Here is a 25,211-nt window from a genome sequence, read left to right as displayed (position 1 = left end):
CCGCCCGCAAAATAGTGCGCCCAGCCGCGTGTCTGCGCGGCTGTCTTATCCCAAGGAAACAAAATGTCCGACCAGAATCAGCCGTTTTTCAGCATCCAGCGCGCTTACTTGAAAGATTTGTCGCTCGAGCAGCCGAATTCGCCCGCGATCTTCCTCGAGCAAGAGATGCCGACCGTGGAAGTGCAATTGGACGTCGCCGCCGAACGCCTGGCCGAGGAAATCTTCGAAGTCGCCGTGATTGCCACCGTGACGGCCAAGATCAAGGACAAGGTCGCGTTCCTGGTCGAAGGTAAGCAAGCCGGTATCTTCGAGATTCGCAACGTGCCCGTCGAACAACTCGACCCCCTCATTGGCATTGCTTGCCCGACGATCGTCTACCCGTACCTGCGCGCCAACGTGGCCGATGCCATCAGCCGTGCCGGGTTCCAGCCGATCCATCTGGCCGAAGTGAATTTCCAGGCACTGTACGAACAGCGACTGGCGCAACTGGCCGAGCAACAAGCGGCCAACGGCGAAACGCCGGCCCCGGGCATCGTGATGCCCGACGGCTCGGCCGCCCAGACCCACTAAGCGCTTGCGCTTGATCGACGCGACGGCCGGCCCGGCGTCGGCCTTCGCGTCGAGGCCTCTCTCATGAAGATTGCCGTATTCGGTGCAGGTGCCTGGGGCACCGCGATGGCGAGTCACATGGCGGCACGCCATGAGGTTGTCCTTTGGGCGCGCGATGCGGCGCTCGTGAAGCAACTGAACGCCTCGCACGAAAATTCCCTCTACCTCCCTGGTTCGCCGCTGTCGCCTCGTCTGCGATTCGAAGCCGACTTCGCAACGGCGCTCACGCATGGCACGGGTGAACGCGCCTTGTGCGTAGCGGCTGTGCCCGTGGCCGGCCTGCGGGCACTGGCCGGCCATATGGCGCTTGCGGCCGATGCGCCGCACAACCTGATCTGGCTGTGCAAGGGTTTCGAGTCCGATACCGGACTGCTGCCACACCAGATCGTTGCCGAGGTCTTCCCTCAGGTGGCGGGCGGCGCGCTCTCCGGGCCGAGTTTCGCCCGCGAAGTCGCCCAGGGACTGCCGGCGGCGCTGACCATTGCGAGCGCGGTGCCGTCGCTGTGCGAACTGACGATCGCCGCGTGTCACTTCGGCGCACTGCGCATCTATTCGAGTGACGACGTGGTCGGCGTCGAGGTCGGCGGCGCCGTGAAGAACGTGCTCGCCATCGCCACGGGTGTCAGCGACGGACTCGGTCTGGGACTCAATGCCCGCGCGGCGCTCGTCACGCGGGGTCTGGCCGAAATGACCCGCCTGGGCGTCGCGCTGGGCGGCAAGCCCGAGACGTTCATGGGGCTGGCCGGCATGGGTGATCTGATCCTGACGGCAACGGGCGATCTGTCGCGCAATCGTACCGTCGGTCTGCAACTGGCGTCGGGCAAGTCGCTCGACGACGTGCTGGCATCGTTGGGGCACGTCGCGGAAGGCGTACGATGTGCACGTGCGGTGCGCGATCTGGCCCGCGCGCACGGTGTTGAAATGCCCATTACCGACGCGGTATGCGCTACGCTGTTCGAGGGGCTACCGGCCCGTGCGGCGGTGGAATCCCTGCTGCGGCGCGATGCCCGCGCGGAACGAGAGGACGACACCCCTGCGGGGTGAGGCGTCACCCTGACGCTTCACTGGCACGTTGCGACGTTGTCCGGTCTCGCCCGGCGCAGCATGACCGGCCTGCGATGCTTCGCAGGATAGTCGGCGCGCCGTTTCCCCGATGGCGGAATCCCGTCGTCGGCACTCGCACAAGGGAGTCGAACCCATGTCGCCAGTTGCCCATCTCCACACCTCCGAAGGCGATATTACGCAATCGTCGGTCGATGCCATCGTGAATGCCGCGAACGAATCGCTGCTGGGCGGCGGCAGTGTCGACGGGGCGATCCATCGTGCCGCCGGCCCGGAATTGCTGGACGCCTGTCGCAAACTGCAGGGTTGCGCGACGGGACAGGCCAAGCTCACACCGGGATTTCGACTCAAGGCGAAATACGTGATTCATACGGTGGGGCCGGTATGGCACGGCGGCGCGAACGATGAGCCTGCGCTGCTCGCGAGCTGCTATCGCGAGAGCTTGCGTCTGGCGGCGGCGCACGGCTGTCGCAGCGTAGCGTTTCCGGCCATCAGTTGCGGCATCTACGGTTATCCCCCCGAGCTGGCGGTGCCGCTGGCTGTCTTCGCCGTGCGCGACGCGCTGCCGCATTTCCCGAGCATCGAGCACGTCGAGTTCGTTTGTTTCGACGGTGCGATGCTGGCGCGTTATCGCGCCGAACTGGCGAGTCAGGACCCGCCGGCGTAACCCTGTTGACGCCACGCCTCGAAGACCACGACGGCAACCGTATTCGAAAGATTGAGGCTGCGATTGCCCGGGCGCATCGGCAGTCGCACGCGCTGCGTCGCGGCGAATGTATCGAGCAGTTCCGGGGCGAGGCCGCGAGTTTCCGATCCGAACACAAACCAATCGCCCTTGGCGAACGACAGCTCGCCGAAGGGGCGCGAACCGCGCGTCGTCAACGCGAACATGCGCGTGGGATCCGGCGCTTCTGCGCTCAGAAACGCGGCCCAATCCCGGTGGACCTTCATCTCGGCATACTCGTGATAGTCGAGCCCGGCGCGGCGCATACGCGCGTCGTCGAGCGGGAAGCCTAGCGGTTCGATCAGGTGCAGGCGCGCGCCCGTATTGGCACACAGGCGAATGACGTTGCCGGTGTTCGGCGGAATTTCGGGGCTGACGAGAACGACGTTGAACATGAGCGTTGAGACAGAGTTATGAGGTGAGCGGCGTGCGCAATGCGACTGCCGCAATCACATGCGCTGCGCCGGCGCGTTTGAGGGCGGCGGCCGCGGCGTCGCACGTCGCACCCGTCGTCATCACGTCGTCGATAAGCACAATCCGACGCCCACGGACTTGGTCGCTCGCGACGAAGGCGCCGCGCAGGTTGCGTCGGCGTTCATCGCGCGACAGGCGTCGCTGCGCGGCGGTCGTTCGCTCACGGTGCAGCACGTGGGCGCTGGCGGGCAGATGCGCCCGCCGCGACGCGACCCGCGCGAGTTCCCACGCCTGGTTGAAACCCCGCGTCGCGAGTCGCGACGGCGCAAGCGGTACGGGCACCAGCAGCGCAGCCTCGTCTCGGCAATTCGAGAGGGCGTTGCCGAGGCGTTCGCCGAACTCGCGTGCGAATGGCAGGGCGCCATGGTATTTCAGACGAATCATCAGCGCATCGAGCGGTGCCACGTAGTCTGCGAGCGTCAGTGTCGTGTCGAACGCAGGTTGCAACCGCAGACATTGTCCGCACACGAGCGGGGGTGGGGTGCGGCAAATTGTCGCACCTCCGATGCCTTGCGAGTCCGTTTCGTCCGCGTAAGTGGGCCGCGATGGCAATGCGACCGCACATTGGCGACAGCGCAACGGCGCATCAGGCCGGTCGGCGTCGAAGGCGTGTGCGCAATCGGCACAGATCTGCCGCGGTGCGCGCCGGTGGCAAAGCGCGCAGTGATCGGGCAACGCCATGCGCAGCCACCCGCCAGCAAGCTTGGCGAGCGTTGGCAAGGTGGCAGGGAGGAAGGGCAAGGTGATAGCGGCGATGAAGTGGTGGGAAGGCGGGGCGGTCGACATCGTCGATGCTCGGCATGGAACGGCGTGCGCCGGGGCGCGTGGCGGTGCACGATGCATTCGGACAGCAACGAGTATACTGCCGACTCGCCTTTTCGCCCGTCCCATGAAGCCTTCCGCCGCTCCCCCGACCCCGTCCTCCGCGTTCTCCGCTCGCTTTTTGCGCACTGCGTTCGACCGCCGAGCGCCGAACTGGCCGCAGGCCGACTTCCTGATGCGGGAGGTGGCATCGCGGCTCGCGAGCCGACTCGATTACATCAAGCTGAAGCCGACCCGCGTGCTCGATGCCGGATGCGGCACGGGCGGCGATTTGCTGAGCTTCGGCGAGCGTTACCCCGAGGCCTATCGCGTGGGGCTCGATGCGTCGCTCGCGATGGTCAAGGCCGCCGCGGCGGCAGGCGCAGCAACCGGTTGGCGCCGACTGCTGCGCAGTGCGCCGCCCTATGGCGTCGTGCAGGCCGATTTCTCCGCGCTGCCGTTCGCGCCGCGCACCTTCGATCTCGTCTGGTCGAACCTCGCGCTCCATTGGTATCGCGAGCCGCATCGCGTCATTCCCGAATGGCATCGCGTGCTTGGCAACGACGGTTTGCTGATGTTTTCGGCCTATGGTCCCGATACCCTGCGGGAGTTGCGAGCGGCGTGGGCGGAAGTCGATGACGCGCCGCATGCCCTTGAGCCGACGGACATGCATGACTTGGGCGACATGATGGTGGCGAGTGGATTCGATACCCCCGTCACGGACATGGAGCGCCTCACGCTGACGTTCGAAACGCCTGACACATTGCTGCGCGACGTGCGTTTGCTCGGCGTGAATCCACGACCCGAGCGTCGTAGGGGCCTTACCGGGCGGGCGCGTCTTGCGGCTTTGCGTGCGGCGCTGGAACGTCAGCGCGGTGCGGACGGCACGATCGCATTGACGTTCGAACTCGTCTACGGGCACGCCTGGAAAATTCCCGAGAAGACCGATGCGGCCGGCAATGCCGTCGTTCGCCTTCAGGACATCGGACGCGGCGGCCGGCCTCGCTGAGTTTCGCTGAGTTTCGCGGACCCGGCCCCTCCCGCTGGCGCCCTGACACCCCACCGTATCCTGCGTCCTACACGACCTTGCAGGTGTTCTGCGCACGCCCGATTCGCTTAAATGGCGCTTCACGGCGTGCATGAGCACAGGGCCTTGCGGATTGCCTTCGCTACGCCACGCCATCGAATCGCCTTCGGGCGAGACATTGGGAGGTCGGGGTGGGGAACCAGCACGAAACGTGGGTGGCGTCGCCGCAGGTCGAACCTGCGCAACGCGAAACAACGCGCGATCGCCAGGGGCTGCGCGTCGATGGCGCCTTTCTGCGACCGACCTCCCCCGTTTTCACGGCGATTGACGGGCTGTGTCGCGCCACGGTTCACCTCAAGCTCGAAGGTCTGAACCCAGCCGGCTCCATCAAGCTGAAGCCTGCGCTTCAACTCATCGAGGATCTGGAGGATGCGGGCCGCGTTGACGTGAATACGCGGATCGTCGAATCGTCCTCGGGAAATCTCGGGATGGCGCTGGCGATGGTGTGCGCAAATCGCGGCTACCCGTTCACTTGCGTCACGGATCCCAACACGTCGCGTCATGCGATCCGTGCCATGCAGGCGGCGGGCGCGCAGGTCGTGCGCGTTGAACGTCGCGATGCGCAGGGGGGGTATCTCGGCACCCGCATCGCGTGGATCCGTGAGCAAGTGGCGCGTAACCCGCGTTGGGTGTGGGTCAATCAGTACGCCAACCCGGGCAACTGGCGTGCGCACTATCGATGGACGGCGCCGGAAATCTTCGCGGCCTATCGCAACGTCGACCACTTGTTTGTCGGCGCGGGCACCACCGGCACATTGATGGGCTGCCTGCGTTACGTGCGCGCCCATCGACTGCCGACCCGTGTCATTGCGGTCGATGCCGTCGGTTCGGTGACGTTTGGCGGCCCGCCCGGGCCTCGCCGCATCCCCGGACTGGGCATGAGTTGCCGCCCGGCGTTGTCTGAAGCGTCGCAGGCCGAGCCGCCGGACGCCATCGTCTACGTTGACGAGGCCGAAACCCTCCGCATGTGCCACACGCTGGCCGCGCGCGGTTTGCTCGCGGGCGGGTCCACGGGCAGCGTGTTGCGTGCCGTGCAGTTGTCGTCGGTCGAGATCGCCGCCAGCGACACAGTCGTCGCCGTCGCTCCCGATATGGGCGACAAATATCTCGACACCCTCTACGACCCCGATTGGGCCGCCACCTGTATCGATGGCCGCCCGCGTTCGCCATGCGGACCGTCGCCACTCGTCGATACCGTCGATCCTTCATTGCCATGAACGCACTACCGCTACCGCAATTTCGTGTGTTCACCGGAGCGCAGGTCAGTTCGACTCTCGGGACGCGGAAGGCTGCCGTTCTCGAAACGGTCGAAGCGGCGTATCGCGCGCATCACGCCGGGCGCACCGTCAATCCGGAGAGTCAGTTTCTCCGCTTTCCCGACGCGCAACGCAATCGCATCATCGCGTTGCCTGCGCACCTTCGCGATGACCGCGGCGAGGCGGTGACCGGCATCAAGTGGATATCGAGCTTTCCCGCGAACATCGAACGTGGCATGCCGCGCGCGTCGGCCGTCCTCATTCTGAACGATGGGGCGACGGGCTATCCGATGGCGTGCATGGAAGCGAGCCTCATCAGCGCGGCGCGCACGGCGGCGAGCGCGATCAGCGCGCTACGGTGTCTCGCCAGCGACGCGCTCGCCACGAAGGCGACGGCCAAGACCTCAGCGCGAAGCCTGCGCGTGGCATTTGTCGGCGCCGGCGTGATCGCACGCCATGTGGCCGAGTGTCTGCCGCTCGCGGCACTGCCCATTGGTGACGTGACGGTGCACGACCTGAACCCGGACTACGCCACGGCACTTGCCGCCCGCATGAGTACGCGCCTCGGCTACGACGCGCGTACCGAAGCCTCGCTCGAACGCACCGTTCGTGCGTCGGACGTGATCGTATTCACCACGACGGCGCCCTCGCCCTATGTGAACGACCCGGAATGGTTCTCTCACTGCCCTGTCGTGCTGCACCTCTCGCTTCGCGACCTTGCGCCAGCGGTCGTTCTTGCGTCCCACAATGTCGTCGACGACATCGATCATTGTCTGCGGGCGATGACCTCGCTTCATCTCGCTGAAGTCGAGACCGGTCATCGGCGCTTCGTCACGACGTCGCTGCCGCATTTGCTCTGTGGCGGACAGGCGCCGGTGCGTGATCGACCGATTGTGTTTTCGCCGTTCGGTCTGGGCATCCTGGACATTGCCGTCGGGCGTTGGGTCTATGAACAGTTGGCTGCGCAGCAGGCGCCCATCCCCCATTTTTTCCACGATATGCAACGCGCATGACCTCCGTTACCTGTAGCGCCTCCTTCCCCGCCGCTCACCTCGCTTCGCCTCCCGCCGAAGGCTTCGCCGACGTCCTTGTCGGTCTGCAATATGGCGACGAAGGCAAAGCGAAGATCATCGATGCCCTCGCTGCGGGGTACGACGTGATCGCCCGATTCAATGGCGGCGCCAACGCCGGCCACACCATCGACACGCCCTTCGGCCGCATCGCGCTCAAGCAACTGCCCTCAGGCGTGTTTCATCCCCACGCCACGCTGTACATCGGGTCTGGGTGCGCGCTCAACCCGTGGAAGCTGGCTGACGAGATCGAACAACTCCGCGAGATGGGCGTCTCGCTCGAGGGCCGGCTACGCATCAGTGCGCGAGCCGCGCTCGTGCAGCCCCACCACATTGCGCTGGATCGACGCGGCGGCGGCACGATCGGTACCACGGGTAACGGCATCGGGCCGTGCTACGCGGATCGCGCCCTGCGTGTGCGCAACGACAAACGCGTCAATCTGATGCTCGGCGATCTGCTCAATAGCGAGGCGGACACCGTAGCTTCGATGCGCGATGTCTTCACGCGCATGATCAACGCGGACGGGGGAACGTCGCCCTGGGTCGCCGAAATGTCGGATCTGTTGTTGAGCCTGCCGAAAGTCGCCGACACCTTGCGCGCCTACATCGAACCCGATCGAGGATGGCTTGCGAATCGCGTGAAGCAAGGCGCCAGGGTGTTGTTCGAAGGGGCGCAGTCGGTGTTGCTCGATGTCGTTGACGGCTGTCAGCCGTATGTCACGTCGAGCCACACGGTGCCGGCATATGCGTATGTGGGGGGCGATCTGTCGCCGAAGTACCACCGTCGGACCATCGGCGTGGCGAAGGCCATCATGTCGCGCGTGGGGCGTGGCCCGTTTCCGTCGGAGTTGGGGGGCGAGCGCTCGGCGCAATATTGCGATGACGCGTCCCAGTCTCACCTCGGCGTGACCGACGAGCAGGTACGCTTCTCGCCGGAACAACTGCTGCGCTCCAACGATCCGTTCGACGTGGGCACCGCGCTTCGCATGCTCACCGGCGAGTACGGCACGGGGACGGGGCGCCCGCGTCGTATCGGCATGCTCGATCTCGCGCAGTTGCGAGAGATCGTCAAGGCCCACGCTATCGACTGCGTCTACCTCAACAAGGTCGACTGCCTGGCCCACTACTTCCATTCGACTTATCAGGGCGTGCCGATGCGTGTAAATCGCGACGTGCTGTCCAGCGACGTTATGCCCGACGTGCTGATCTATCCCGGACTGTCCGAGCACTCACTCACACTCGGACGCGAAGGCAAGCTCGATGCCGCCATGCATGGCTTCGTCGATTTCGTCGAGCGGCAAATCGGCGCGCCGCTGGCCGGCATCGGACTAGGGCCGGAACGGGCCAGCCTGGTATCGCTGAGCGCGCATCAACCGGCGCTTGTCGTCGCGGCGTTCCCGCATGTCTGATCGGCATACGGGGAGCAGCGTTGCAACGTGCATGCCCGGCGATGGCGGGTCGGTCGAGCATGGGCAGCGGCCGTGGCGAGACGTCGCCGCCGTGACCCGCGGCGGCGGGGAGGCACCGTTCCCGCCGCTGCGGCCCGAGCACCTGTTCTTCAACCTGTCGCTCATGCCGTATGCCACGCATCCGCTGGTCTGTGAACGCGGTCAGGCGGCTCGGCAGCAGTTGAGTGCGCGCCGTCTGGCCGATTACCTGAACAAGACGGAACGTGTCGAACTACACATCGTGAATCGCGCCATCGAGCAAATGCTCGACATGCCTGGCATCGCGTCGGTCAGCCGTGACGATCTGCTCGCCATCTACACGGACGAGGGATTTCACACGTGGATGATGGAGCGATTCCGCAGACATCTGTTGAAACAGGCGGGGTATGAGCTGGCGCGAACGCCATCGCTGAGTGTCGTACGCGTGCTGGCGTTGTGTGAGGCGGTGCCCGAAACGCATCGCGAGATGGCCATCGTCGCAGCGGCAACGGTGACCGAGACATTGATCACAGGCACGCTGCGGCAGGCGGGGGCCGGTGACGATATCTACCCGCCCGTGCGCGCAATGCTGAGCGAACATGGCGCCGACGAACGACGTCATCAGGCGGCGTTTGTCCGCTTTTCCAGCGAGTGGATTCCGTCGTTATCCCCAGCGGACCGCGCGTTTCTCGACACTCTGCTTCCGGACCTGATGACCGCGTTTCTTGCACCTGAATTGCCGGTGTTGCGAGCGCATCTGTGTGCCGTCGGGCTGGATGCCACTGAAGCCGATCGTGTGATCCGCGAGAGCATCGACCCGCTCGAAGTGGGCGTGCAGATGATGGAAGCGGCGCGGGTGCCACGGCGCTTGTTCGAGCGATTGGGCATGGCCTGCGCGGAACGCTTCGCGCAACAAGCGAGTCGCTGGCGGCCGCCTTGAGCGTCGGCCAGTCGAGCCGCTGACGTGGCGACGCACGCGATCATGCGGCCGAACCGGTTCAACCCGGCGGGCAACGTTGTGCTGTCCCCGCGCTTCGCCGATACACCACCAGGAGAGATCTGTGAATTGCCACTGGCTAGCCCCCGATCTGACCATGAGTGCGGCGGAGTATCGCGCACTCCTTGAGGCGGCGCTCGCCTTCAAGCGCCGCTATCCGCAGCACACGGAATCTGCGCTGCGCGGCCGAACGATCTACTTTCTGTTTTACAACGCGTCGTTACGCACTCGCAGTAGCTTCCAGACCGGACTGTCGCGAATGGGCGGCCATGCGATCGTCCTCGATCCGCTGAACGGGATCTATACGCCCGCGCTACCCGAGGCGGAGATTCCGTACTCAACGGAGCGCGTGGCCGACGTGGCGCGCGTGCTCTCATCCTATGGCGACGCGATTGCCATTCGCATGTATGGCGCACCGGCCGGGTGGGTGTACGGTGCGGCACATCGTCATCTCGAAGCTTTTTCTCAGTCGAGTCGGGTGCCCGTCATCAACATGGAGTGCGACCGCTTTCATCCGTGTCAGGCGCTTGCCGATGTGATGACGATGCGTGAGCAATTGGGCGGGCTGGCCGGCCGGCGGCTGTGCATCAGTTGGGCGTATTCCGGTAGCTGGCACAAGCCAGTGGCCGTGCCGCAGAGTCTGTTGCTCGCCGCAGTGAAATCCGGGATGGACGTGACGCTTGCGCATCCGCCATCGCTCGGCCTCGATCCGCAGGTGATGACCGCGGCCACGCGGTTCGCCGAGCAGACCGGGGCGCGTCTGCGCGTGACCCACGATCTGCGCGACGGCGTGACCGATGCGCACGCCGTTTACGCCAAATCGTGGTGCAGTCTCGCGCATCTTCCGCAACGTCACGGCGATCCGGTCGACGAGGCCGTCATGCACAACGTCTTCGAGCGGTACCGGGACTGGTGCGTCGACGCCGACGTCATGCGACGCGCAGCGCCCGACGCAGGCTACCTGCATTGCCTTCCCGCTGACCGGGGGCAGGAGGTGACGGACGACGTGATCGATGGCCCGTCGTCGTGGGTTTTCCTCCAGGCCGCGAATCGACTTCATGCGCAGAATGCCGTGATGGCGCACCTGCTGAATCCGGGATGCCTCGCGTGAGGCCGCCGTTTTCGTACCACTACGTGTGTGTGAGGTGTGCAACGCCGCAGTCGTGGGGCGCGATCCGTTATCGCTGCCCCGTGTGTGGGCAGAATCTTCGCATTCAACGGCGGGTGGACGCGGATTCGCCATGCGCCGCGGACATCGTGAATACGTTTCAGGGACGGGGAATGTGGCGATATGGCGCACTCCTTCCGGTGGAAGCCCACTGGGCGAGCCGGTTGGTCGTGGGCGCCACGCCGTTGGTCGATTGCGGCGACGACAGCGGCGTCCGTCTCTGGGTGAAGGATGAGGCGCGGAACCCAAGCGGATCGCTCAAGGACCGCGCCACCGACGTGGTGCTGGCGGTCGCCAAACGCGCCGGGTGCCAGCATGCGGTGACCGCATCGACCGGCAATGCCGGTGCGTCGCTGGCGTGCCTCGCGGCGTCGCAGGGAATGTCGGCCACCGTGGTCGTGCCGGCAAGCACGCCTCGCGTGAAGCTCGCGCAGATTCGCGCGTATGGGGCGAAGGTCTGCGAGGTCGAGGGCAGCTACGACGACGCCTTCGACATCGCCGAGCGCATGGCCGACGACGCCAGCGTGTGCTGTCGCAATACGGGCATCAATCCCTTCACGCGCGAGGGGAAGAAGACATGCGCGTTCGAGATGGCGGAAGCGCTCGATTGGCGTGTGCCCGATTGGGTCATCGTACCCACGGGGGACGGCAACATTCTGTCAGGCATCGCGGCGGGGTTTCTCGATCTCTATTCGCTCGGCATTACCTCCGCCATGCCGCGATTGCTCGCGGCTCAGGCCGACAGCGCAAGCAGCATCACGCGCGATTGGCGCGCCTGCGACGATGCCATGGCCTTGCCTGCGTCGCCCACGCAGGTCAGCCCGGACACCGTGGCCGACAGTCTGGCGGTCGGTCGTCCGCGCGATCATTTCGCGGCCCTGCATGCCTTGCGCGCCACGCGCGGCGCGTGCGTCGCACTCAGTGACGCACGGATCATGGCGGCGGCGCGCAATCTCGCGCAGCGCTTCGGCCTGTGGTTCGAACCGTCGACGGCCGCCGGCTACGCCGCATTGGGCGAGTGTCTCGCGACGGGGCGCATCGAGCCCCGGTCGCGCGTGGTGCTGCTCGGGACGGGAAGCGGCCTGAAATCTCCGCAGTGTTTTGACGCTGTGACGCCCGGCCAACTGCGGGGCTATGTCGAAGCTGCGCCGCGCCGCATGCCTGACGACCCAGGATACGTGCAATCGGAGGCGCAGCCGTGATCCGCCCGCGCATCATTGTGCTCGGTGCCGGGGTCAGCGGCCTGACGACGGCCGTGACGATGGCGTTGGCCGGGTGCGACGTCGTTATCTACGCGGCAGAGGGGCCGGCGCAGACGACGTCGGCGCTCGCGGCGGCCATCTGGCATCCGTTTTATCAGGCGCCCGACCTCGTCTATCTCGAACGCGCCCGGCAAACCTACGCGACGATGCGTCGCCTGTCCGCCGACGCGGCGTCAGGCGTGCGGATGCGCGTGCTCACCGAATATTTTCAACGCGATGCCGGGCCGCCGTGGTGGACGGAATGCGCCAGCGGTCTTGAGCGTCTGGCGCCGGCGGACGTGCCGTCGCGTTTCGCCTGCGCTTACCGCATGGACGTGCCCGTGGCCGACGCAGCGGTCTATCTTCGCTACCTGATGACGCTGTTCCTCGAACTCGGCGGCCGGTATGTGGCGCAGCGCGTCGGCGATCCGGCGTCGTTGCTCGGTGACGCCGAGCACGTCGTGAATTGCTGCGGTTATGGAAGCCGGCCGTTTGGCGACAGCGATTTATCGTTGTCGCGCGCCATTGTGCTTCGGGCAGAGCGCGACGCCGCCGTGCGCGGCTGCTTCATCGACGATTCCGATCCGCAGGCGCCGACATACGTGGTCGAACGGAACGAGGACATCGTACTGGGCGGCACCGCCGATCCCGACCTGACGTCGACCGTGATCGGCGAGCGGCAGGTCGAGGACATCGTACGCCGATGCACCGGGCTGTGTGATGGCGTCGCCGCGCTGCGTGTCGTTGAAGTCCGCCTCGGATTTCGGCCGATGCGACGGGTGACACGGGTGGCGCGCGACGCGGACCACCCGTGTCTGCTTCACAACTACGGCCATGGGGGCGGGGGCTTCACGTTGTCGTGGGGATGCGCCAATGAGGTGCTTCGGCTCACGGGCGTGGCATCACACAACTAGCCCCCGCCTTCGGATAGCAGGCGAGGGATGACAACCTTGGGAGACGACATGGAACTGGATCCGGCGACGCTCGACGAGGCAAGTCGCTACAACTTCATGATGAGTACGATTCTGCCGCGGCCGATCGCATGGGTCAGTACCGTCGATGCGCAAGACCGGCCGAATCTGGCGCCCTATGCGTACTTCATGGGCGTGTGCTGTGTGCCGATGACGGTACTGTTCTGCCCGGTGGTGCCGCCGGCACCGAAGCGAAAGAAGGACACGTTGCTCAACGTCGAGTCGGTGCCGGAGTTCGTCGTGAACGTGGCGAGCCTGTCGTGTATCGAGGCCGTGAATCTCTCGGCGGCGCCGTTGCCGCCCGGCGAGTCTGAGTTCGCGCTCACCGGCATGACCCCGGTTGCCTCGTCGCGCGTGCGGCCGCCGCGGGTTCAGGAGGCTGCGGTCGCGTACGAATGCCAGGTCCGCGACATTATCGAGATCAGCGCCGCGCCGGGCGGCGGATGGGTCGTGCTCGGCACCGTCGTTGCGGTCCATGTCGACGACGCGTTGCTCGACCCCGTCACGCATCACGTGGATTTGCAGACGCTCCGTCCCGTGGGGCGATTGGGCGGCGGATCGTTCGTGAATGCCGCGAGCGACACCTTCACGTTGACGCGATACAAGACGCTCGCCGATCTTGCGGCGCGGAGCCAATGACGGGCGACACGCTGCCGGCGAAGTCGTCCAGCAGGCCGTAATCGCTCGCCAGCTTCGCGGCCCGATGGCGGCTCGAGACGTCGAACTTGCGCATGACGCTGCGCAGATGAAACACCACACCATGCTCGGAGAGCGTGAGAATGCGCCCGATTTCCCACGACGTCTTGCCGCGCGCCACCCACCGCAGACACTCGCGCTCGCGCGGTGTCAGCACAGGGGCGCCGTGATGCACGGCGTCGCGTTGCACGATGCGCCACACGGCTTCATGCACATGCATCGCCAACAACGCGCCGGCATGCGGCTTCCAGGCAGGCGCGCCGAGTGCCCGCCCATAGCAGGGAGGCGGGCGGGTCGATGAGAGGCTTAACATGCCCGACGCGCCCGACGGGGTGAATACCGGATACGTCACGCCGTAGCGCATGCCCGCGGCGCGCTGTTCGCGAAGCAGCCGCCGGGCATCGGGCGATGTATAGAGCGTTGGCGTCCATTCGACGGGGGTGAGTTGCCGGCTGGCGCGCGCCAGCACCGGATCGACGTTCGCGTAGCGCTGAGCGTCGTAGTGCGCTTGCCACGCCTGCGGCAAGTTGCCGAGTCGAGGCGTTGCCCGTTTCCCGCCTGGCAGAGGGAAATGTCCGCGATAGCTGAAATAACGGTGGCTGAGCGAGCCGCACAACGTTTGCAGCAGGGCGCACAAGGCATCGAAGTCGGTGGCGGAGCGCAAGGCGCTCAGACCGTCGGCAAACGAGCGGGGAGTGACGCAACGCGTGGCACGCATGGCATGGCGAGGTGGGGAACAGGTTTCGGTTTTAGCACGCGTTGTATCGTCGCGCGCATCGATGGTCGCCGAGGGGCCGGCGCGCATCCGCCGTGCAGCCGCCGCGGCGCGCCGCCTCAGGGCGCGACATAACGTCGCACGCGCCCCATGGTGCCGTATCGACGGTTGACGGATATCGGACGAATCCCGCATCGCAGCGAAGGCGGCCGGAGTGCTCCGCGTTGCGCGATTGGCGTGACGCGGTGCTGGACTAGTGGGGTGACGGTCGTTGGCGAGGGGCGCTTCGGGTAGTCAGGACACCGCAACGAGTCGTCGCGTTGTTGCAATGTGTCAAACCGATGACGCATAGGGAGTATCCCGTAGTCGCTTCGCCGTCGCGATTTCAGACTAGGGGAATAAACGGATTTCCCTTTTGCATCAATGAGTTCAGGAGAATGCTATGGTGCGCCAAATACTCGGTATCAATGTTGTCGCTTGGAGAAGGCGCGTTCTATAATGCGGCAGTTTGTCGCGGCCCGGACGCAGCAAGTTCCCGGCCGTCGGACATGAAAGACCCAAAATGCCCCACGGGTGACGGCGATGCTCGCAGCCTCTTCTTCCGATGCCGATTCGGTGACGAAGGAATGGAAGCACAAGCGCAACTGCGCGATATCGCCGCGCCAGTTTGTCCTGTTCTACCTGTCGTTGGCCGCCGTGTCGCTGGGTGTTGCCTTGATTGCGGCGTGGCGCGGTGGGTGGTTGGTCTTGCCGTTCACAGGCCTGGACTTGCTCGTGGTGGGCGTTGCGTTTGTCATTCATGCCCGGCATGCCACAGATTACGAGGTCATTCGGTTGTCGCCCGTGAGCCTTGTGGTCGAGCAACGTTCAGCACAGAGGTTGACGCAGTACGAGTTCAATCCCCGCTGGGTGCGCATCGACATCGAGAAGCCGCCGCGTTTGCGCATTGTCTTGCGCTCGGGTAGCCGCTCGGTCACTGTCGGTGCCTACCTTGCGCCGCATCGCCGCGAAACGTTTGCGCGCGAGCTGCGCCGTTGTCTTGCCCAACAGGCCTGAGAGATGGAGACAATCTCGGGCGACCGCCAGGGAGGTTTGGATGGTAATTTTGGGTAAGGAAGCTATGAAAAAAACGAAACACGCCTTGGCGGCCTTCCTTGCGGGCGCCTCGCTGCTCGCCTGCGTTCCGGCCCTGGCGGCGGTCACGGACATGCCCGGGGGGCCGGCCGTCAACGAACTCAACTTCCAGCCGCCGGTCACGAAACTCGCGCAAGAGCTTCACAGCCTGCACACCATGATGTTGATCATCTGCCTGGTGATCTTCCTCGGCGTGTTCGGCGTGATGTTCTACTCGATCTTCAAGCACCGCAAATCCAAGGGCCATCAAGCCGCGAATTTCCATGAAAGCACCACGGTCGAAGTCATCTGGACCGTTGTGCCGTTCATCATCGTGATTCTGATGGCGCTGCCCGCCACGAAGACCGTGGTCGCCATGAAGGACACCACCAACGCCGATCTCACGATCAAGGTCACCGGTTATCAGTGGAAATGGGGTTATGACTACCTCAAGGGCGACGGCGAGGGCATCAAGTTCCTCTCCACGCTCACCACGCCGCGCAGCCAGATCGACGGGGAGTCGCCGAAGAGCAACACGTATCTGCAGGAAGTCGACAACCCGATGGTCGTGCCGGTCAACAAGAAGGTGCGTCTGATCACCACGGCCAACGACGTCATTCATTCGTTCTACGTACCGGCCTTCGGCATCAAGCAGGACGCGATTCCGGGCTTCGTGCGCGACACATGGTTCAAGGCTGAAAAGGTCGGCGAGTATCGCGGCTTCTGCACCGAGCTGTGCGGCAAGGAACACGCATTCATGCCGGTCGTGGTGAAGGTCGTCTCGGAAGCGGACTACAACACGTGGGTCGAGTCGCAGAAGAAGCTGATGGCCGCGTCGGCCGACGATCCGAACAAGACCTACACCGTGCAGGAGTTGATGGAGCGTGGCCAGAAGGTCTACGCGTCGAATTGCGCGGTGTGCCACCAGCCGAACGGCAAGGGCGGCGGCGCCTTCCCGGCGCTCGACGGCTCGAAGATCGCGAACGGACCGGTGGCCGATCACATCAGCATCGTGCTGCATGGCAAGAATGCGATGCCTAACTGGTCGCATCTGAACGATGTTGAGCTTGCGTCGGTGATCACATTCGAGCGCAATTCGTGGGGTAACAAGACCGGCGACGTGATTCAGCCGGCACAGGTGCGCGAAGCGCGTGGCAACAAGTCGGCCAAGGCCGCAGGGGCTGCCGACGCTGGCGCAGCGAAGAACAGTTAAGTGCCGTTCGACCAGTTCGAGGAAGGAGATTGGGTATGAGTTCCATCGCTCACGATCACGTGGCGGGTCACGACGATCACGCGCACGACCATCCGCATGGGTGGCGTCGCTGGCTGTTCGCGACGAATCACAAGGACATCGGCACGATGTACATGATCTTCTCGTTTGTCATGCTGCTCTCGGGCGGCGTGATGGCGTTGATGATCCGTACGGAGTTGTTCGAACCGGGCCTGCAGTTCATTCGTCCGGAGTTCTTCAACCAGCTCACCACCATGCACGGGCTGGTGATGATTTTCGGCGCGATCATGCCGGCGTTCGTGGGGTTTGCGAACTGGATGATCCCGCTGCAGATCGGCGCGTCGGACATGGCCTTCGCGCGCATGAACAACTTCAGCTTCTGGCTGCTGCCGGTCGGCGGCCTGCTGCTGCTCTCGTCGTTCCTCGTGCCGGGCGGCGCCACGGCAGCCGGCTGGACGATGTACGCGCCGCTGTCGGTGCAGATGGGGCCGGGCCAGGATCTGGCGATCTTCGGCGCGCACATTCTCGGCGCGTCGTCGATCATGGGCGCGATCAACATCATCGTGACCATCCTCAACATGCGCGCGCCGGGCATGACGCTGATGAAGATGCCGATGTTCGTGTGGACGTGGCTGATTACCGCCTATCTGCTCATCGCCGTGATGCCGGTGCTCGCCGGCGCGATCACGATGCTGCTCACGGACCGTCACTTCGGCACGTCGTTCTTCAACGCGGCGGGCGGCGGCGATCCGGTCATGTATCAGCACATCTTCTGGTTCTTCGGACATCCGGAGGTGTACATCATGATTCTGCCGGCGTTCGGGATCGTCTCGCAGGTGATTCCGGCGTTCTCGCGCAAGCCGCTGTTCGGCTATAGCTCGATGGTCTACGCCACGGCGTCGATCGCGATCCTGTCGTTCATGGTGTGGGCGCACCACATGTTCGTGACGGGCATGCCGGTCACGGGCCAGCTCTTCTTCATGTACGCCACGATGCTGATCTCGGTGCCGACGGGCGTGAAGGTGTTCAACTGGGTTGCCACGATGTGGAAGGGCTCGCTCACGTTCGAGACGCCGATGCTCTTCGCCATCGGCTTCCTCTTCGTGTTCACGATGGGCGGCTTCACCGGCCTCATGCTCGCCATGGCGCCGCTCGATATCCAGATGCACGGTACTTACTACGTGGTGGCGCACTTCCACTACGTGCTCGTGGCCGGTTCGCTCTTTGCGCTCTTCTCAGGGTTCTATTACTGGGTGCCGAAGTGGACAGGCCACATGTACAACGAGTGGCGTGGCAAATTCCACTTCTGGGGAACGCTCATCTCGTTCAACGTGACGTTCTTCCCGATGCACTTCCTGGGGCTGGCCGGCATGCCGCGTCGCTATGCGGACTACCCGGCGCAGTTCACGGATTTCAACCAGGTGGCGACGATCGGCGCGTTCGCCTTCGGCCTGATGCAGGTGTACTTCCTGTTCTTCGTGGCGCTGCCGACGTGGCGCAGCGGCCCGGCGGCCGAAGCGAAGCCGTGGGATGGTGCGGAGGGCCTCGAGTGGACGGTGCCGAGCCCGGCGCCGTTCCATACGTTCGAGACGCCGCCGAAGGTGCATTGATCATGGCCGCGACTCGCGAGCAACGCGCGAAGAACCTGCGCACGGGGCTGATCCTGGGCTCCGTCGTGCTGGTGTTCTTCTTCGGGGTGATGATCAAGGTCAAGCTGGTGGGCGGCATCTGATCCGGGCGTCCCGTCGCACCGACGGGATGCTCGGTACGAGAAGCCGGTTCACGACGGCACACGGCAGCACACGGCAACCGACGGCATCGGAGGACTGACGGCCGTCAAGCGGGGAACCGGCAAGGCGAATATGAGCGGTTTGCGACGAATCAATGTGCGCACCTTCAGCAAGCTTCTGCTGATGGTCGTGGTGATGTTTGGCTTCGGTTACGCCATGGTGCCGTTCTACCGGGCGTTCTGCAATCTGGTGGGTATCAACCAGTTGGGTGATCGCGCGACCGAGATCACCGCTCGCAATTCGCAGGTCGACGAAAGCCGCACGATCACCGTCGAGTTCGACGCCAATGCCCAGGGCCCGTTGCGCTTCAAGCCGGCGAAGAGCAGTCTGACGGTGCATCCGGGGCAGATCGCGACCATCGAGTACGAAGTGGCGAATCAGCAGTCGCATGAGGTGCGTGCACAGGCGATTCCCAGCTATGCGCCGGCGCTGGCCGCGAGCTACTTCAAGAAGATCGAGTGCTTCTGCTTTACGCAGCAGACACTCAAGGCCGGAGAGGCCAAGGAATACCCGGTGGTCTTCGTGGTGGACACGAAGCTGCCCAAGGATGTGAATACGATTACGCTGTCCTATACTTTTTTCGATCTCGGCAAGAACGACGCCAGTCCGCGCGCGGATACCGCAACCGGTGCCCAGGCTGGCGAGTTGAACGCAGGACCGACGGGGGGAGGCAAGGGCAGCAATGGATGACTTGAAGGAGGCGACCCAGCGCAAGCTGTCATTCGTCCAGACCATCAAAGCCGTGTTCTGGTCGTTTTTCGGCGTGCGCAAGGGGCGTGATCATGACCGCGACATGGCGCAGCTCAACCCTGTGCATCTGATCGTCGCGGGGCTGATCGGAGGCATCCTGTTCGTCGTGGCGCTGGTATTGCTGGCGAAGCTCGCCATTCGGCTCGCGACGTGAGTGGCATCGACAAAGAGAACCAAGCCTGGAGAGATAAGAATGAGTGGTCAACACCAAACGGCGCCTTACTACTACGTGCCGGCCCCGTCGCGCCATCCCGTGAGCTGCAGTGTCGGCCTGCTGGTGGTGCTCGGCTCGGCGGCCGCGTGGGTCAATGGACAACCGTGGGCCCCGTGGACGGCGCTGGCCGGCCTGCTGTGGGTACTGTGGGTGCTGCGTAGCTGGTTCGGCGACTCGATTGCCGAGTCCGAGGGTGGCCTGTACGGCAAGCGCATCGACGCGTCCTACCGCTGGGGCATGAGCTGGTTCATCTTCTCCGAGGTGATGTTCTTCGCGGCGTTTTTCGGCGCACTGTTCTACGCCCGCACCCTGGCGATGCCGTGGCTCGGCGATCTCGACAACAAGCTGCTCTGGCCCGACTTCAGCGCCGTGTGGCCGAACGCCGGCCCGGCCGGCGTGGTGGACGCCTTCGAGACGATGGGCCCGTGGCCGATCCCCACGCTCAATACGGCACTGCTCTTGACCTCGGGCGTCACGCTGACGATCTCGCACCACGCGCTGCGCGCCAACCATCGCGCCCGCGCGATTTTCTGGCTGTTCGCCACCGTCGCGTTGGGCTTCACGTTCCTGGGCTTCCAGGCGTACGAGTATCACCATGCCTACACCGAGCTGAACCTGAAGCTGACCTCGGGCGTGTATGGCTCGACGTTCTTCCTGCTCACCGGCTTCCACGGCTTTCACGTGATGTTGGGCGCGATCATGCTGACCGTCATGATGGTGCGCATGATGAAGGGGCACTTCACACCGGAGCATCACTTCGGCTTCGAGGGCGCCGCGTGGTACTGGCACTTCGTCGACGTGGTGTGGCTGGGACTGTACGTGGTGGTCTACTGGCTCTGACGCCGACAGCCGTCTGTGCATCGGGGGAACGCCGCCGGATTCCGGCGGCGTTTCCTTTTGCAGTGATGGCGGGGGCTGAGGCGAGGGCAGCGAGGCGAGGCCGCGCCCGGCACGCGCTTTCACGGCTCGATGGCCGGCCGGACGGACGGGATGGCGGGGATGGACGAGGCGAGAGGCGGATGCGGACGCAATGCGGCTTTATGTCGCACGACCGCCGCCGGCCGGCAAGCCATGACGCCGCGCGATGACCCGTCGCATGACGTGGATCGAACCCGTGGGGTGGGCATGGGGTGCGGCGTTTTGCCGCAGAGAAGCGGCGCGGGACTCAGTATCGTATGCCCGTGCTGTGAATCCACCCCATCCAGTTGGCGAACAGGATGAGCAGGAACAGCGTCACCGACAGGCCGACGCGCACCATGAGCGAATGCACGGTGCGATTCGATCCGCCCTTGTCCCGCATCATGAAAAACAATGCGGACGCCAGACTGCCGAGAATCAGGACGAAGGCGATGGCAACGATAATGCGCATGATGTGTCCGATCACAATGATGCGACATTATCGGGCAACGAACACGCGCTGGCACGCTGCAATGCGGTGTGTTGATCGCCCGCCTGCGTCGCGATGTCAGACAAGGAATGGATGTGTTGAAAACCCTTTTGCGCGGTATGCGCCCGGTGCCGGCGGTGCTGGTGCTGTTTGCCGTGATGCTGACGGCGGCGCTTGGTGTGTGGCAATACGATCGTGCCCAGATGCGTCTGGCGCGTCAGGCGCAGATCGAGCAGGCCGAACACGCGCCGGTACTCGTGCTGGGTGCACAGGCTTACACGCTCGGTGACGTGGCGAACCGGCGCGTGCGCGTCACGGGACGCTTCCTGCAGAACCGCGTGGTGTACCTGGACAATCGTCCCCGCAACGAACTGCCCGGTTTCTATGTGGTGATGGCGCTGCAGATCGCACCGGATCACGTGGTGCTCGTCAATCGGGGATGGTTGCCCCGCGATTTGCGCGATCGCACGTCGATCATGCCGTACGCGACCCCAGCCGGTGACGTCACCATCGAAGGCCTGGCGCAGCCGGACCCGTCGCGGGCGTTCGAGTTGGGCAAAGGCGGTTCTGCGCCGGGGATGACGATTCGCCAGAACCTCGACGTGGCGGATTACGCGCGCGAATCGGCGCTGCCGCTGCAGCCGTTCGTGATCATGCAAACGAACGACACGGGCGATCATCTGTTGCGCGACTGGCCTGCGCCGGCCAGCGGGGCGGATCGCAACTACGGGTATATGGCGCAGTGGGCCGGCATGTCGCTGATGCTCGCGCTGCTGGGCTTGCGTCTGGCGTATCGGCGAGGACGCCGGTTGGCGGCGTCCCCCGACAACCACTTCAAGCGGGCATGAGGCGAACATGAGTACAGAGGTGAATCCCGGGCACGCCGACGGCCCCGCCATCGACCCGGCGCAGCGACGCCGAGCGCGGCGTATGTTGGTGCTGCTGTTCGTCGTGTGTGCGGCGCCGGCGGTGGCGGCGTACCTGATGTATTACGTCTTCAAGCCGCAGGGCGGCACGTCGGCCTACGGCAAGCTGATCGAGCCGCAGCGTCCGCTGCCCGCGCTGGTGGCGCGCGACGACGAGACGGGGCAGACGCTGCCGCTGTCGTCGCTCAAAGGCAAGTGGCTGATGATCAGCGCGGACACGGCCGCTTGCGACGAGAATTGCGTGAGCAAGCTCTTCTACATGCGGCAGATTCGCGTGTTGCAGGGCAATGAGCGCACGCGCGTGGAAACGCTCTGGCTGGTGACGGATGCCGCCTCCGTGCCGCAGAAAATCGACAGCGCGTATCCGGACACGCGCCGTCTGCGCGTCGATCCTGCCGCACTGGCCGCCTGGCTGCCAACGCAGGACGGCACCCAGGTGAGCGACCACATCTATCTGGTCGATCCGCTGGGCAACCTGATGATGGCGTTCCCGAAGCACGCCGACCCGAGCAAGATCAAGCGCGATCTGTCGCGCCTGCTCAAGTGGTCGGGAACGGGTTGAGGGGCGAGCCCCGACAACTGCAACGAGACCGTGTGCAATGGCGCACCGGACATGACGAAGACCTGACGTAAAACCGATGCTTTACCTTCTGGAACTGGGCTTTATCGGCCTGTGTATCGCGGTGCTGCCGCTGGGCTGGGTGCTGCTGCGCCGCGACGCGAACAAATACCGCAAACTGGCCTGGGTAACGACCTTTCTCACGCTCGACCTGATCATGTTCGGCGGCTTCACGCGGCTCACGGATTCGGGGCTCGGGTGTCCTGACTGGCCAGGCTGCTACGGCACGTCGTCGCCGTTCGCCGCCCATGCGGACATTCATGCCGCGCAGTTGCTGCTGCCGAGCGGCCCGGTGACGTTCGTCAAGGCGTGGATCGAGATGGTTCACCGCTACTTTGCCATGGCCGTGGGCGTGCTCATCATTGCGCTGATGGTGACGGCCTGGGTGAAGCGACGCGAACTGAAGCAGTCGCCCTGGCTCGCCACCTGGCTGTTTGTGCTCGTTTGCGTGCAGGGTGCGTTCGGCGCCTGGACCGTCACGATGAAGCTTCAGCCAGTGATCGTCTCGACACATTTGATGTTGGCGCTCACTTTATTGGCGTCGCTCGTTTGGTTGGCATCGCGCCAGATGCCGCTCGCCAGCGTGGCGGCCGACCCCGGCGCGCTGCGCTGGCGCTGGGCCGCACTCTTCGGACTGGTGTTGCTGGTGTTCCAGATCGCGCTCGGTGGATGGGTGAGCACCAACTACGCAGTGCTTGCCTGTACCGATTTCCCGACGTGTCAGGGCCAGTGGGTGCCGCCGATGGACTTTCATAACGGCTTCAGGCTCTGGCGCGCGCTGGGGAAAACGGCCGGTGGCGAGGTGATTCCCATGGACGCGCTGGTCGCGATCCATTGGGTGCACCGCACGTTCGCGGTGGTGGTGGTGGCGTATCTGGCCTGGCTGGCGAGCCGGTTGCGACGTTTTGCCGCGCTCAGAAAGCCATCGATCCTGGTATTGATCCTGGTGTTCGTGCAATTCGCGACCGGATTGTCGAACATCGTTTTCCAATGGCCGCTGCTCAACGCCATCGCCCACAACGGCGGGGCGGCGATCCTGCTGCTATTGCTCGTTATGTTAAACTTCCGCATCCGCGCCGCCAAAACGGCGTTAATGGCGGCCCGCCTGAGCGATCAGGCTGATGACCTTCCGGCCCGCCAGAAGCCCCTTCCAGCAGCGCAGCCGGCTGCCGCTCCACTCGCCGGCGCCCCGACTGGCTCGGCGTAGCGCATTGCCTCTGAGTGTATGAAAAGCACGACCCTTCCCCATCCGCCAGCGAGCCGTATCGCACAATACTGGGCATTGACCAAGCCCCGTGTGACGCAGCTCGCCGTGTTCTGCGCCGTGATCGGCATGTTCCTGTCCACGCGGGGCATGGTGCCGCTCCAGGTGCTGATCGGCGGCACCCTCGGTATCTGGCTGCTGGCTGGATCCGCCTTTGCCGTGAATTGCCTGATCGAGCAACGCGTCGACGCGCTGATGCGCCGCACGGCGTGGCGGCCATCCGCCCGTGGCGAGATCGCGCCGTGGCAAATCATCGTCTTCTCGACGATCCTCGGCGCAACGGGCATGGCGGTGCTCTATACGTTCACCAATGCGCTGACGATGTGGCTCACGTTGGCCACGTTCGTCGGCTATGCGCTGATCTATACCATCATCCTCAAGCCGTCCACGCCGCAGAACATCGTGATCGGCGGCGCGTCGGGGGCCATGCCGCCGGCGCTCGGCTGGGCTGCCGCCACCGGTGCCGTGCCGGCGGACGCCTGGATACTGGTGCTCATCATCTTCGTCTGGACGCCGCCGCATTTCTGGGCGCTCGCGCTCTATCGCCGTCAGGATTATGTGAATTCGGGGCTGCCCATGCTGCCGATCACGCACGGCGAGAAATACACGCGTCTGCAAATCCTGCTCTACAGTGTGGTGCTCTTCGCGGTGTCCCTGCTACCGTTCGCGCATCGCATGAGCGGTTACGTGTACCTGATTTCGGCGGTCGTGCTCTCGGGCATCTTCCTCGGCTACGCGATCAAGCTGTGGCGCCACTATTCCGATGCGCTCTCGCGATCGATGTTCCGCTACTCGATCATCTACCTGTCGCTGCTGTTTGCCGCACTGCTGGTGGATCATTACGTTCAGATCTTCCTGCTCGGCTAAGCCCTTGCCGTTGGCGTTGCAGTCACGGGTTCGTGGTCCACAGTCGTTTGAGTCACGATGACAGGCGCGTTACGGTATTCCTGACCGGCGCGCCTGTTGTCTTTGCGCGACGCATTTTTTCATCCGTTTTTGGGGCATTCGTTCATGAATCTGGCTGTCATCTGGTTGCGTCGCGCGCTGTTGCTGATGGGACTCACCGTGCTGCTCGCCGCCTGCGGCAACGACGGCCCGACGTTCCAGAGTCTCGATATCACCGGCAACAAGGCGTTTGCACAAAACTTCTCGCTGCAGGATCCGCAGGGCAAGACGCGTACGCTCGCCGACTACAAGGGCAAGGCGGTGGTGATGTTCTTCGGCTACACGCATTGCCCAGACGTTTGCCCGACAACGATGGCGCAGCTCAATCAGGTCATGCAGAAGCTCGGTCCGGACGCGCAACGCGTGCAGGTCGTGTTCGTGACCGTCGATCCGCAGCGCGATACGCCGGAACTGATGGGGCAGTATGCGCCTGCGTTCAACCCGACGTTCGTGGGGCTTCGTCCGGCCGACGATGCGGCGCTCAAGGCCGTTACCCAGTCGTTCCGCGTCGTGGTGAACAAGGTGGAAGGCTCCACGCCGACCAACTACACCATCGACCATACCGCGGGCATCTATGTCTTCGACCCGAGCGGTCAGTTGCGCCTGTTCATGCGTCCCGACGAATCGGTCGATGCGATGGCCAAGGATCTGCACACGTTGCTGAGCTGAGTCGG

At 64.4% G+C, this 25,211-nt stretch carries 27 protein-coding genes and 1 pseudogene; 24 read left to right on the top strand and 4 right to left on the bottom strand.

The window, feature by feature from the left end; all coding sequences use genetic code 11:
- Window positions 1–63 precede the first annotated feature (63 nt).
- The 3 genes from secB (at window position 64) to PanNE5_RS04485 (ending at window position 2,338) form a co-directional block, all read left to right on the top strand.
- Complete coding sequence (gene secB, locus PanNE5_RS04495; RefSeq protein WP_017232705.1) at window positions 64–570, top strand: protein-export chaperone SecB; 507 nt, start codon at window positions 64–66, stop codon at window positions 568–570.
- Between the two features lie 63 nt (window positions 571–633).
- Window positions 634–1,653, top strand: a complete 1,020-nt coding sequence (locus tag PanNE5_RS04490) for an NAD(P)H-dependent glycerol-3-phosphate dehydrogenase (RefSeq protein ID WP_017232704.1) — start codon at window positions 634–636, stop codon at window positions 1,651–1,653.
- Between the two features lie 154 nt (window positions 1,654–1,807).
- Window positions 1,808–2,338 carry an O-acetyl-ADP-ribose deacetylase gene (locus PanNE5_RS04485; RefSeq protein WP_150551805.1) on the top strand — a complete coding sequence of 177 codons (531 nt, stop codon included), beginning with the start codon at window positions 1,808–1,810 and terminating at the stop codon, window positions 2,336–2,338.
- Here the strand turns inward: PanNE5_RS04485 and trmL are convergent.
- Window positions 2,320–2,790 (bottom strand): tRNA (uridine(34)/cytosine(34)/5-carboxymethylaminomethyluridine(34)-2'-O)-methyltransferase TrmL, encoded by a 471-nt coding sequence (gene trmL, locus PanNE5_RS04480; protein ID WP_017232702.1) that lies wholly within the window; start codon window positions 2,788–2,790, stop codon window positions 2,320–2,322. The two genes, PanNE5_RS04485 and trmL, sit on opposite strands and share 19 nt — an antisense overlap.
- Window positions 2,791–2,806: 16 nt before the next feature.
- A complete protein-coding gene (locus tag PanNE5_RS04475; protein ID WP_157211379.1) occupies window positions 2,807–3,655 on the bottom strand; it encodes a ComF family protein in 849 nt (282 codons plus the stop codon).
- A gap of 103 nt (window positions 3,656–3,758) precedes the next feature.
- Between PanNE5_RS04475 and PanNE5_RS04470 the strand changes: the two genes are divergently transcribed.
- From PanNE5_RS04470 to PanNE5_RS04430, 9 genes are all read left to right on the top strand, one after another.
- Window positions 3,759–4,679 carry a methyltransferase domain-containing protein gene (locus tag PanNE5_RS04470; protein ID WP_261939313.1) on the top strand — a complete coding sequence of 307 codons (921 nt, stop codon included), beginning with the start codon at window positions 3,759–3,761 and terminating at the stop codon, window positions 4,677–4,679.
- Between the two features lie 209 nt (window positions 4,680–4,888).
- A complete protein-coding gene (gene sbnA / locus PanNE5_RS04465) occupies window positions 4,889–5,974 on the top strand; it encodes a 2,3-diaminopropionate biosynthesis protein SbnA (protein WP_261939312.1) in 1,086 nt (361 codons plus the stop codon).
- Complete coding sequence (gene sbnB / locus PanNE5_RS04460) at window positions 5,971–7,026, top strand: 2,3-diaminopropionate biosynthesis protein SbnB (RefSeq protein ID WP_017232698.1); 1,056 nt, start codon at window positions 5,971–5,973, stop codon at window positions 7,024–7,026. Before sbnA ends, sbnB begins: the two co-directional genes overlap by 4 nt.
- A complete protein-coding gene (locus PanNE5_RS04455) occupies window positions 7,023–8,492 on the top strand; it encodes an adenylosuccinate synthetase (RefSeq protein WP_261939311.1) in 1,470 nt (489 codons plus the stop codon). Before sbnB ends, PanNE5_RS04455 begins: the two co-directional genes overlap by 4 nt.
- On the top strand, window positions 8,485–9,450 hold the full coding sequence (locus tag PanNE5_RS04450) for a diiron oxygenase (protein ID WP_261939310.1): 966 nt from the start codon (window positions 8,485–8,487) through the stop codon (window positions 9,448–9,450). Before PanNE5_RS04455 ends, PanNE5_RS04450 begins: the two co-directional genes overlap by 8 nt.
- 121 nt (window positions 9,451–9,571) lie before the next feature.
- Window positions 9,572–10,618 (top strand): ornithine carbamoyltransferase, encoded by a 1,047-nt coding sequence (locus PanNE5_RS04445; RefSeq protein WP_261939309.1) that lies wholly within the window; start codon window positions 9,572–9,574, stop codon window positions 10,616–10,618.
- 146 nt (window positions 10,619–10,764) lie between these two features.
- Window positions 10,765–11,877, top strand: a complete 1,113-nt coding sequence (locus PanNE5_RS04440; RefSeq protein WP_261939308.1) for a threonine synthase — start codon at window positions 10,765–10,767, stop codon at window positions 11,875–11,877.
- Window positions 11,874–12,830 (top strand): FAD-dependent oxidoreductase, encoded by a 957-nt coding sequence (locus PanNE5_RS04435; protein WP_017232693.1) that lies wholly within the window; start codon window positions 11,874–11,876, stop codon window positions 12,828–12,830. The genes PanNE5_RS04440 and PanNE5_RS04435 overlap by 4 nt, the downstream gene beginning before the upstream one ends.
- A 48-nt stretch (window positions 12,831–12,878) precedes the next feature.
- Window positions 12,879–13,526 (top strand): flavin reductase family protein, encoded by a 648-nt coding sequence (locus tag PanNE5_RS04430; protein WP_017232692.1) that lies wholly within the window; start codon window positions 12,879–12,881, stop codon window positions 13,524–13,526.
- On the opposite strand, the gene PanNE5_RS04425 is transcribed toward PanNE5_RS04430, so the two are convergent.
- Window positions 13,474–14,301, bottom strand: a complete 828-nt coding sequence (locus PanNE5_RS04425; protein WP_017232691.1) for a helix-turn-helix transcriptional regulator — start codon at window positions 14,299–14,301, stop codon at window positions 13,474–13,476. The genes PanNE5_RS04430 and PanNE5_RS04425 overlap by 53 nt on opposite strands.
- Window positions 14,302–14,880: 579 nt before the next feature.
- On the opposite strand from PanNE5_RS04425, the gene PanNE5_RS04420 reads away from it, so the two are divergent.
- From PanNE5_RS04420 to PanNE5_RS04390, 7 genes and pseudogenes are all read left to right on the top strand, one after another.
- Window positions 14,881–15,354 carry a DUF2244 domain-containing protein gene (locus PanNE5_RS04420; protein ID WP_017232690.1) on the top strand — a complete coding sequence of 158 codons (474 nt, stop codon included), beginning with the start codon at window positions 14,881–14,883 and terminating at the stop codon, window positions 15,352–15,354.
- A 40-nt stretch (window positions 15,355–15,394) separates the two neighbouring features.
- Window positions 15,395–16,612: pseudogene (gene coxB / locus PanNE5_RS04415) on the top strand (cytochrome c oxidase subunit II); the annotation flags it as partial.
- A gap of 47 nt (window positions 16,613–16,659) precedes the next feature.
- Complete coding sequence (ctaD, locus tag PanNE5_RS04410) at window positions 16,660–18,252, top strand: cytochrome c oxidase subunit I (RefSeq protein WP_017232688.1); 1,593 nt, start codon at window positions 16,660–16,662, stop codon at window positions 18,250–18,252.
- Window positions 18,253–18,254: 2 nt separating this feature from the next.
- A complete protein-coding gene (locus tag PanNE5_RS04405; RefSeq protein ID WP_017232687.1) occupies window positions 18,255–18,374 on the top strand; it encodes a cytochrome oxidase small assembly protein in 120 nt (39 codons plus the stop codon).
- A 130-nt stretch (window positions 18,375–18,504) separates the two neighbouring features.
- Window positions 18,505–19,122, top strand: coding sequence for a cytochrome c oxidase assembly protein (locus tag PanNE5_RS04400; RefSeq protein ID WP_261939307.1), 618 nt, complete (start codon window positions 18,505–18,507; stop codon window positions 19,120–19,122).
- Window positions 19,115–19,336 carry a DUF2970 domain-containing protein gene (locus tag PanNE5_RS04395; RefSeq protein WP_017232685.1) on the top strand — a complete coding sequence of 74 codons (222 nt, stop codon included), beginning with the start codon at window positions 19,115–19,117 and terminating at the stop codon, window positions 19,334–19,336. The genes PanNE5_RS04400 and PanNE5_RS04395 overlap by 8 nt, the downstream gene beginning before the upstream one ends.
- Window positions 19,337–19,375: 39 nt before the next feature.
- Window positions 19,376–20,236, top strand: coding sequence for a cytochrome c oxidase subunit 3 (locus tag PanNE5_RS04390; protein WP_150606402.1), 861 nt, complete (start codon window positions 19,376–19,378; stop codon window positions 20,234–20,236).
- 325 nt (window positions 20,237–20,561) lie between these two features.
- Here PanNE5_RS04390 and PanNE5_RS04385 read toward each other — a convergent pair whose 3' ends face one another.
- On the bottom strand, window positions 20,562–20,765 hold the full coding sequence (locus PanNE5_RS04385) for a twin transmembrane helix small protein (RefSeq protein WP_026131724.1): 204 nt from the start codon (window positions 20,763–20,765) through the stop codon (window positions 20,562–20,564).
- Between the two features lie 137 nt (window positions 20,766–20,902).
- Between PanNE5_RS04385 and PanNE5_RS04380 the strand changes: the two genes are divergently transcribed.
- The 5 genes from PanNE5_RS04380 to PanNE5_RS04360 all read left to right on the top strand — a co-directional run bounded on the left by PanNE5_RS04380 (window position 20,903) and on the right by PanNE5_RS04360 (window position 25,206).
- Window positions 20,903–21,631 carry an SURF1 family protein gene (locus tag PanNE5_RS04380; RefSeq protein WP_410007580.1) on the top strand — a complete coding sequence of 243 codons (729 nt, stop codon included), beginning with the start codon at window positions 20,903–20,905 and terminating at the stop codon, window positions 21,629–21,631.
- A 7-nt stretch (window positions 21,632–21,638) separates the two neighbouring features.
- Window positions 21,639–22,271, top strand: a complete 633-nt coding sequence (locus PanNE5_RS04375; protein ID WP_261939305.1) for an SCO family protein — start codon at window positions 21,639–21,641, stop codon at window positions 22,269–22,271.
- A 76-nt stretch (window positions 22,272–22,347) separates the two neighbouring features.
- Window positions 22,348–23,535 (top strand): COX15/CtaA family protein, encoded by a 1,188-nt coding sequence (locus tag PanNE5_RS04370; protein ID WP_261939304.1) that lies wholly within the window; start codon window positions 22,348–22,350, stop codon window positions 23,533–23,535.
- A gap of 18 nt (window positions 23,536–23,553) precedes the next feature.
- Window positions 23,554–24,459 carry a heme o synthase gene (cyoE, locus tag PanNE5_RS04365; RefSeq protein ID WP_261939303.1) on the top strand — a complete coding sequence of 302 codons (906 nt, stop codon included), beginning with the start codon at window positions 23,554–23,556 and terminating at the stop codon, window positions 24,457–24,459.
- 144 nt (window positions 24,460–24,603) lie between these two features.
- Complete coding sequence (locus PanNE5_RS04360) at window positions 24,604–25,206, top strand: SCO family protein (protein WP_150562263.1); 603 nt, start codon at window positions 24,604–24,606, stop codon at window positions 25,204–25,206.
- Window positions 25,207–25,211 lie beyond the last annotated feature (5 nt).

The sequence above is a fragment of the Pandoraea sp. NE5 genome, assembly GCF_024363545.1.
GTDB lineage: Bacteria > Pseudomonadota > Gammaproteobacteria > Burkholderiales > Burkholderiaceae > Pandoraea > Pandoraea cepalis.
Note: the sequence above shows the minus strand (reverse complement) of the source record. Positions and strands in the feature narration are given on the sequence as shown.

What these genes read in the sequence shown, in the direction of transcription:
- PanNE5_RS04375 (WP_261939305.1), top strand. Translation starts at nt 21,639, where the DNA reads ATGAGTACAGAGGTGAATCCCGGGCACGCCGACGGCCCCGCCATCGAC.
- cyoE (WP_261939303.1), top strand. Translation starts at nt 23,554, where the DNA reads ATGAAAAGCACGACCCTTCCCCATCCGCCAGCGAGCCGTATCGCACAA.
- PanNE5_RS04470 (WP_261939313.1), top strand. Translation starts at nt 3,759, where the DNA reads ATGAAGCCTTCCGCCGCTCCCCCGACCCCGTCCTCCGCGTTCTCCGCT.
- PanNE5_RS04385 (WP_026131724.1), bottom strand. Translation starts at nt 20,765, where the DNA reads ATGCGCATTATCGTTGCCATCGCCTTCGTCCTGATTCTCGGCAGTCTG.
- PanNE5_RS04475 (WP_157211379.1), bottom strand. Translation starts at nt 3,655, where the DNA reads ATGTCGACCGCCCCGCCTTCCCACCACTTCATCGCCGCTATCACCTTG.
- PanNE5_RS04490 (WP_017232704.1), top strand. Translation starts at nt 634, where the DNA reads ATGAAGATTGCCGTATTCGGTGCAGGTGCCTGGGGCACCGCGATGGCG.
- PanNE5_RS04450 (WP_261939310.1), top strand. Translation starts at nt 8,485, where the DNA reads ATGTCTGATCGGCATACGGGGAGCAGCGTTGCAACGTGCATGCCCGGC.
- PanNE5_RS04380 (WP_410007580.1), top strand. Translation starts at nt 20,903, where the DNA reads ATGCGCCCGGTGCCGGCGGTGCTGGTGCTGTTTGCCGTGATGCTGACG.
- PanNE5_RS04360 (WP_150562263.1), top strand. Translation starts at nt 24,604, where the DNA reads ATGAATCTGGCTGTCATCTGGTTGCGTCGCGCGCTGTTGCTGATGGGA.
- PanNE5_RS04485 (WP_150551805.1), top strand. Translation starts at nt 1,808, where the DNA reads ATGTCGCCAGTTGCCCATCTCCACACCTCCGAAGGCGATATTACGCAA.
- sbnB (WP_017232698.1), top strand. Translation starts at nt 5,971, where the DNA reads ATGAACGCACTACCGCTACCGCAATTTCGTGTGTTCACCGGAGCGCAG.
- secB (WP_017232705.1), top strand. Translation starts at nt 64, where the DNA reads ATGTCCGACCAGAATCAGCCGTTTTTCAGCATCCAGCGCGCTTACTTG.
- PanNE5_RS04390 (WP_150606402.1), top strand. Translation starts at nt 19,376, where the DNA reads ATGAGTGGTCAACACCAAACGGCGCCTTACTACTACGTGCCGGCCCCG.
- PanNE5_RS04455 (WP_261939311.1), top strand. Translation starts at nt 7,023, where the DNA reads ATGACCTCCGTTACCTGTAGCGCCTCCTTCCCCGCCGCTCACCTCGCT.
- trmL (WP_017232702.1), bottom strand. Translation starts at nt 2,790, where the DNA reads ATGTTCAACGTCGTTCTCGTCAGCCCCGAAATTCCGCCGAACACCGGC.
- PanNE5_RS04405 (WP_017232687.1), top strand. Translation starts at nt 18,255, where the DNA reads ATGGCCGCGACTCGCGAGCAACGCGCGAAGAACCTGCGCACGGGGCTG.
- PanNE5_RS04430 (WP_017232692.1), top strand. Translation starts at nt 12,879, where the DNA reads ATGGAACTGGATCCGGCGACGCTCGACGAGGCAAGTCGCTACAACTTC.
- ctaD (WP_017232688.1), top strand. Translation starts at nt 16,660, where the DNA reads ATGAGTTCCATCGCTCACGATCACGTGGCGGGTCACGACGATCACGCG.
- PanNE5_RS04400 (WP_261939307.1), top strand. Translation starts at nt 18,505, where the DNA reads ATGAGCGGTTTGCGACGAATCAATGTGCGCACCTTCAGCAAGCTTCTG.
- PanNE5_RS04420 (WP_017232690.1), top strand. Translation starts at nt 14,881, where the DNA reads ATGCTCGCAGCCTCTTCTTCCGATGCCGATTCGGTGACGAAGGAATGG.
- PanNE5_RS04425 (WP_017232691.1), bottom strand. Translation starts at nt 14,301, where the DNA reads ATGCGTGCCACGCGTTGCGTCACTCCCCGCTCGTTTGCCGACGGTCTG.
- PanNE5_RS04395 (WP_017232685.1), top strand. Translation starts at nt 19,115, where the DNA reads ATGGATGACTTGAAGGAGGCGACCCAGCGCAAGCTGTCATTCGTCCAG.
- PanNE5_RS04370 (WP_261939304.1), top strand. Translation starts at nt 22,348, where the DNA reads ATGCTTTACCTTCTGGAACTGGGCTTTATCGGCCTGTGTATCGCGGTG.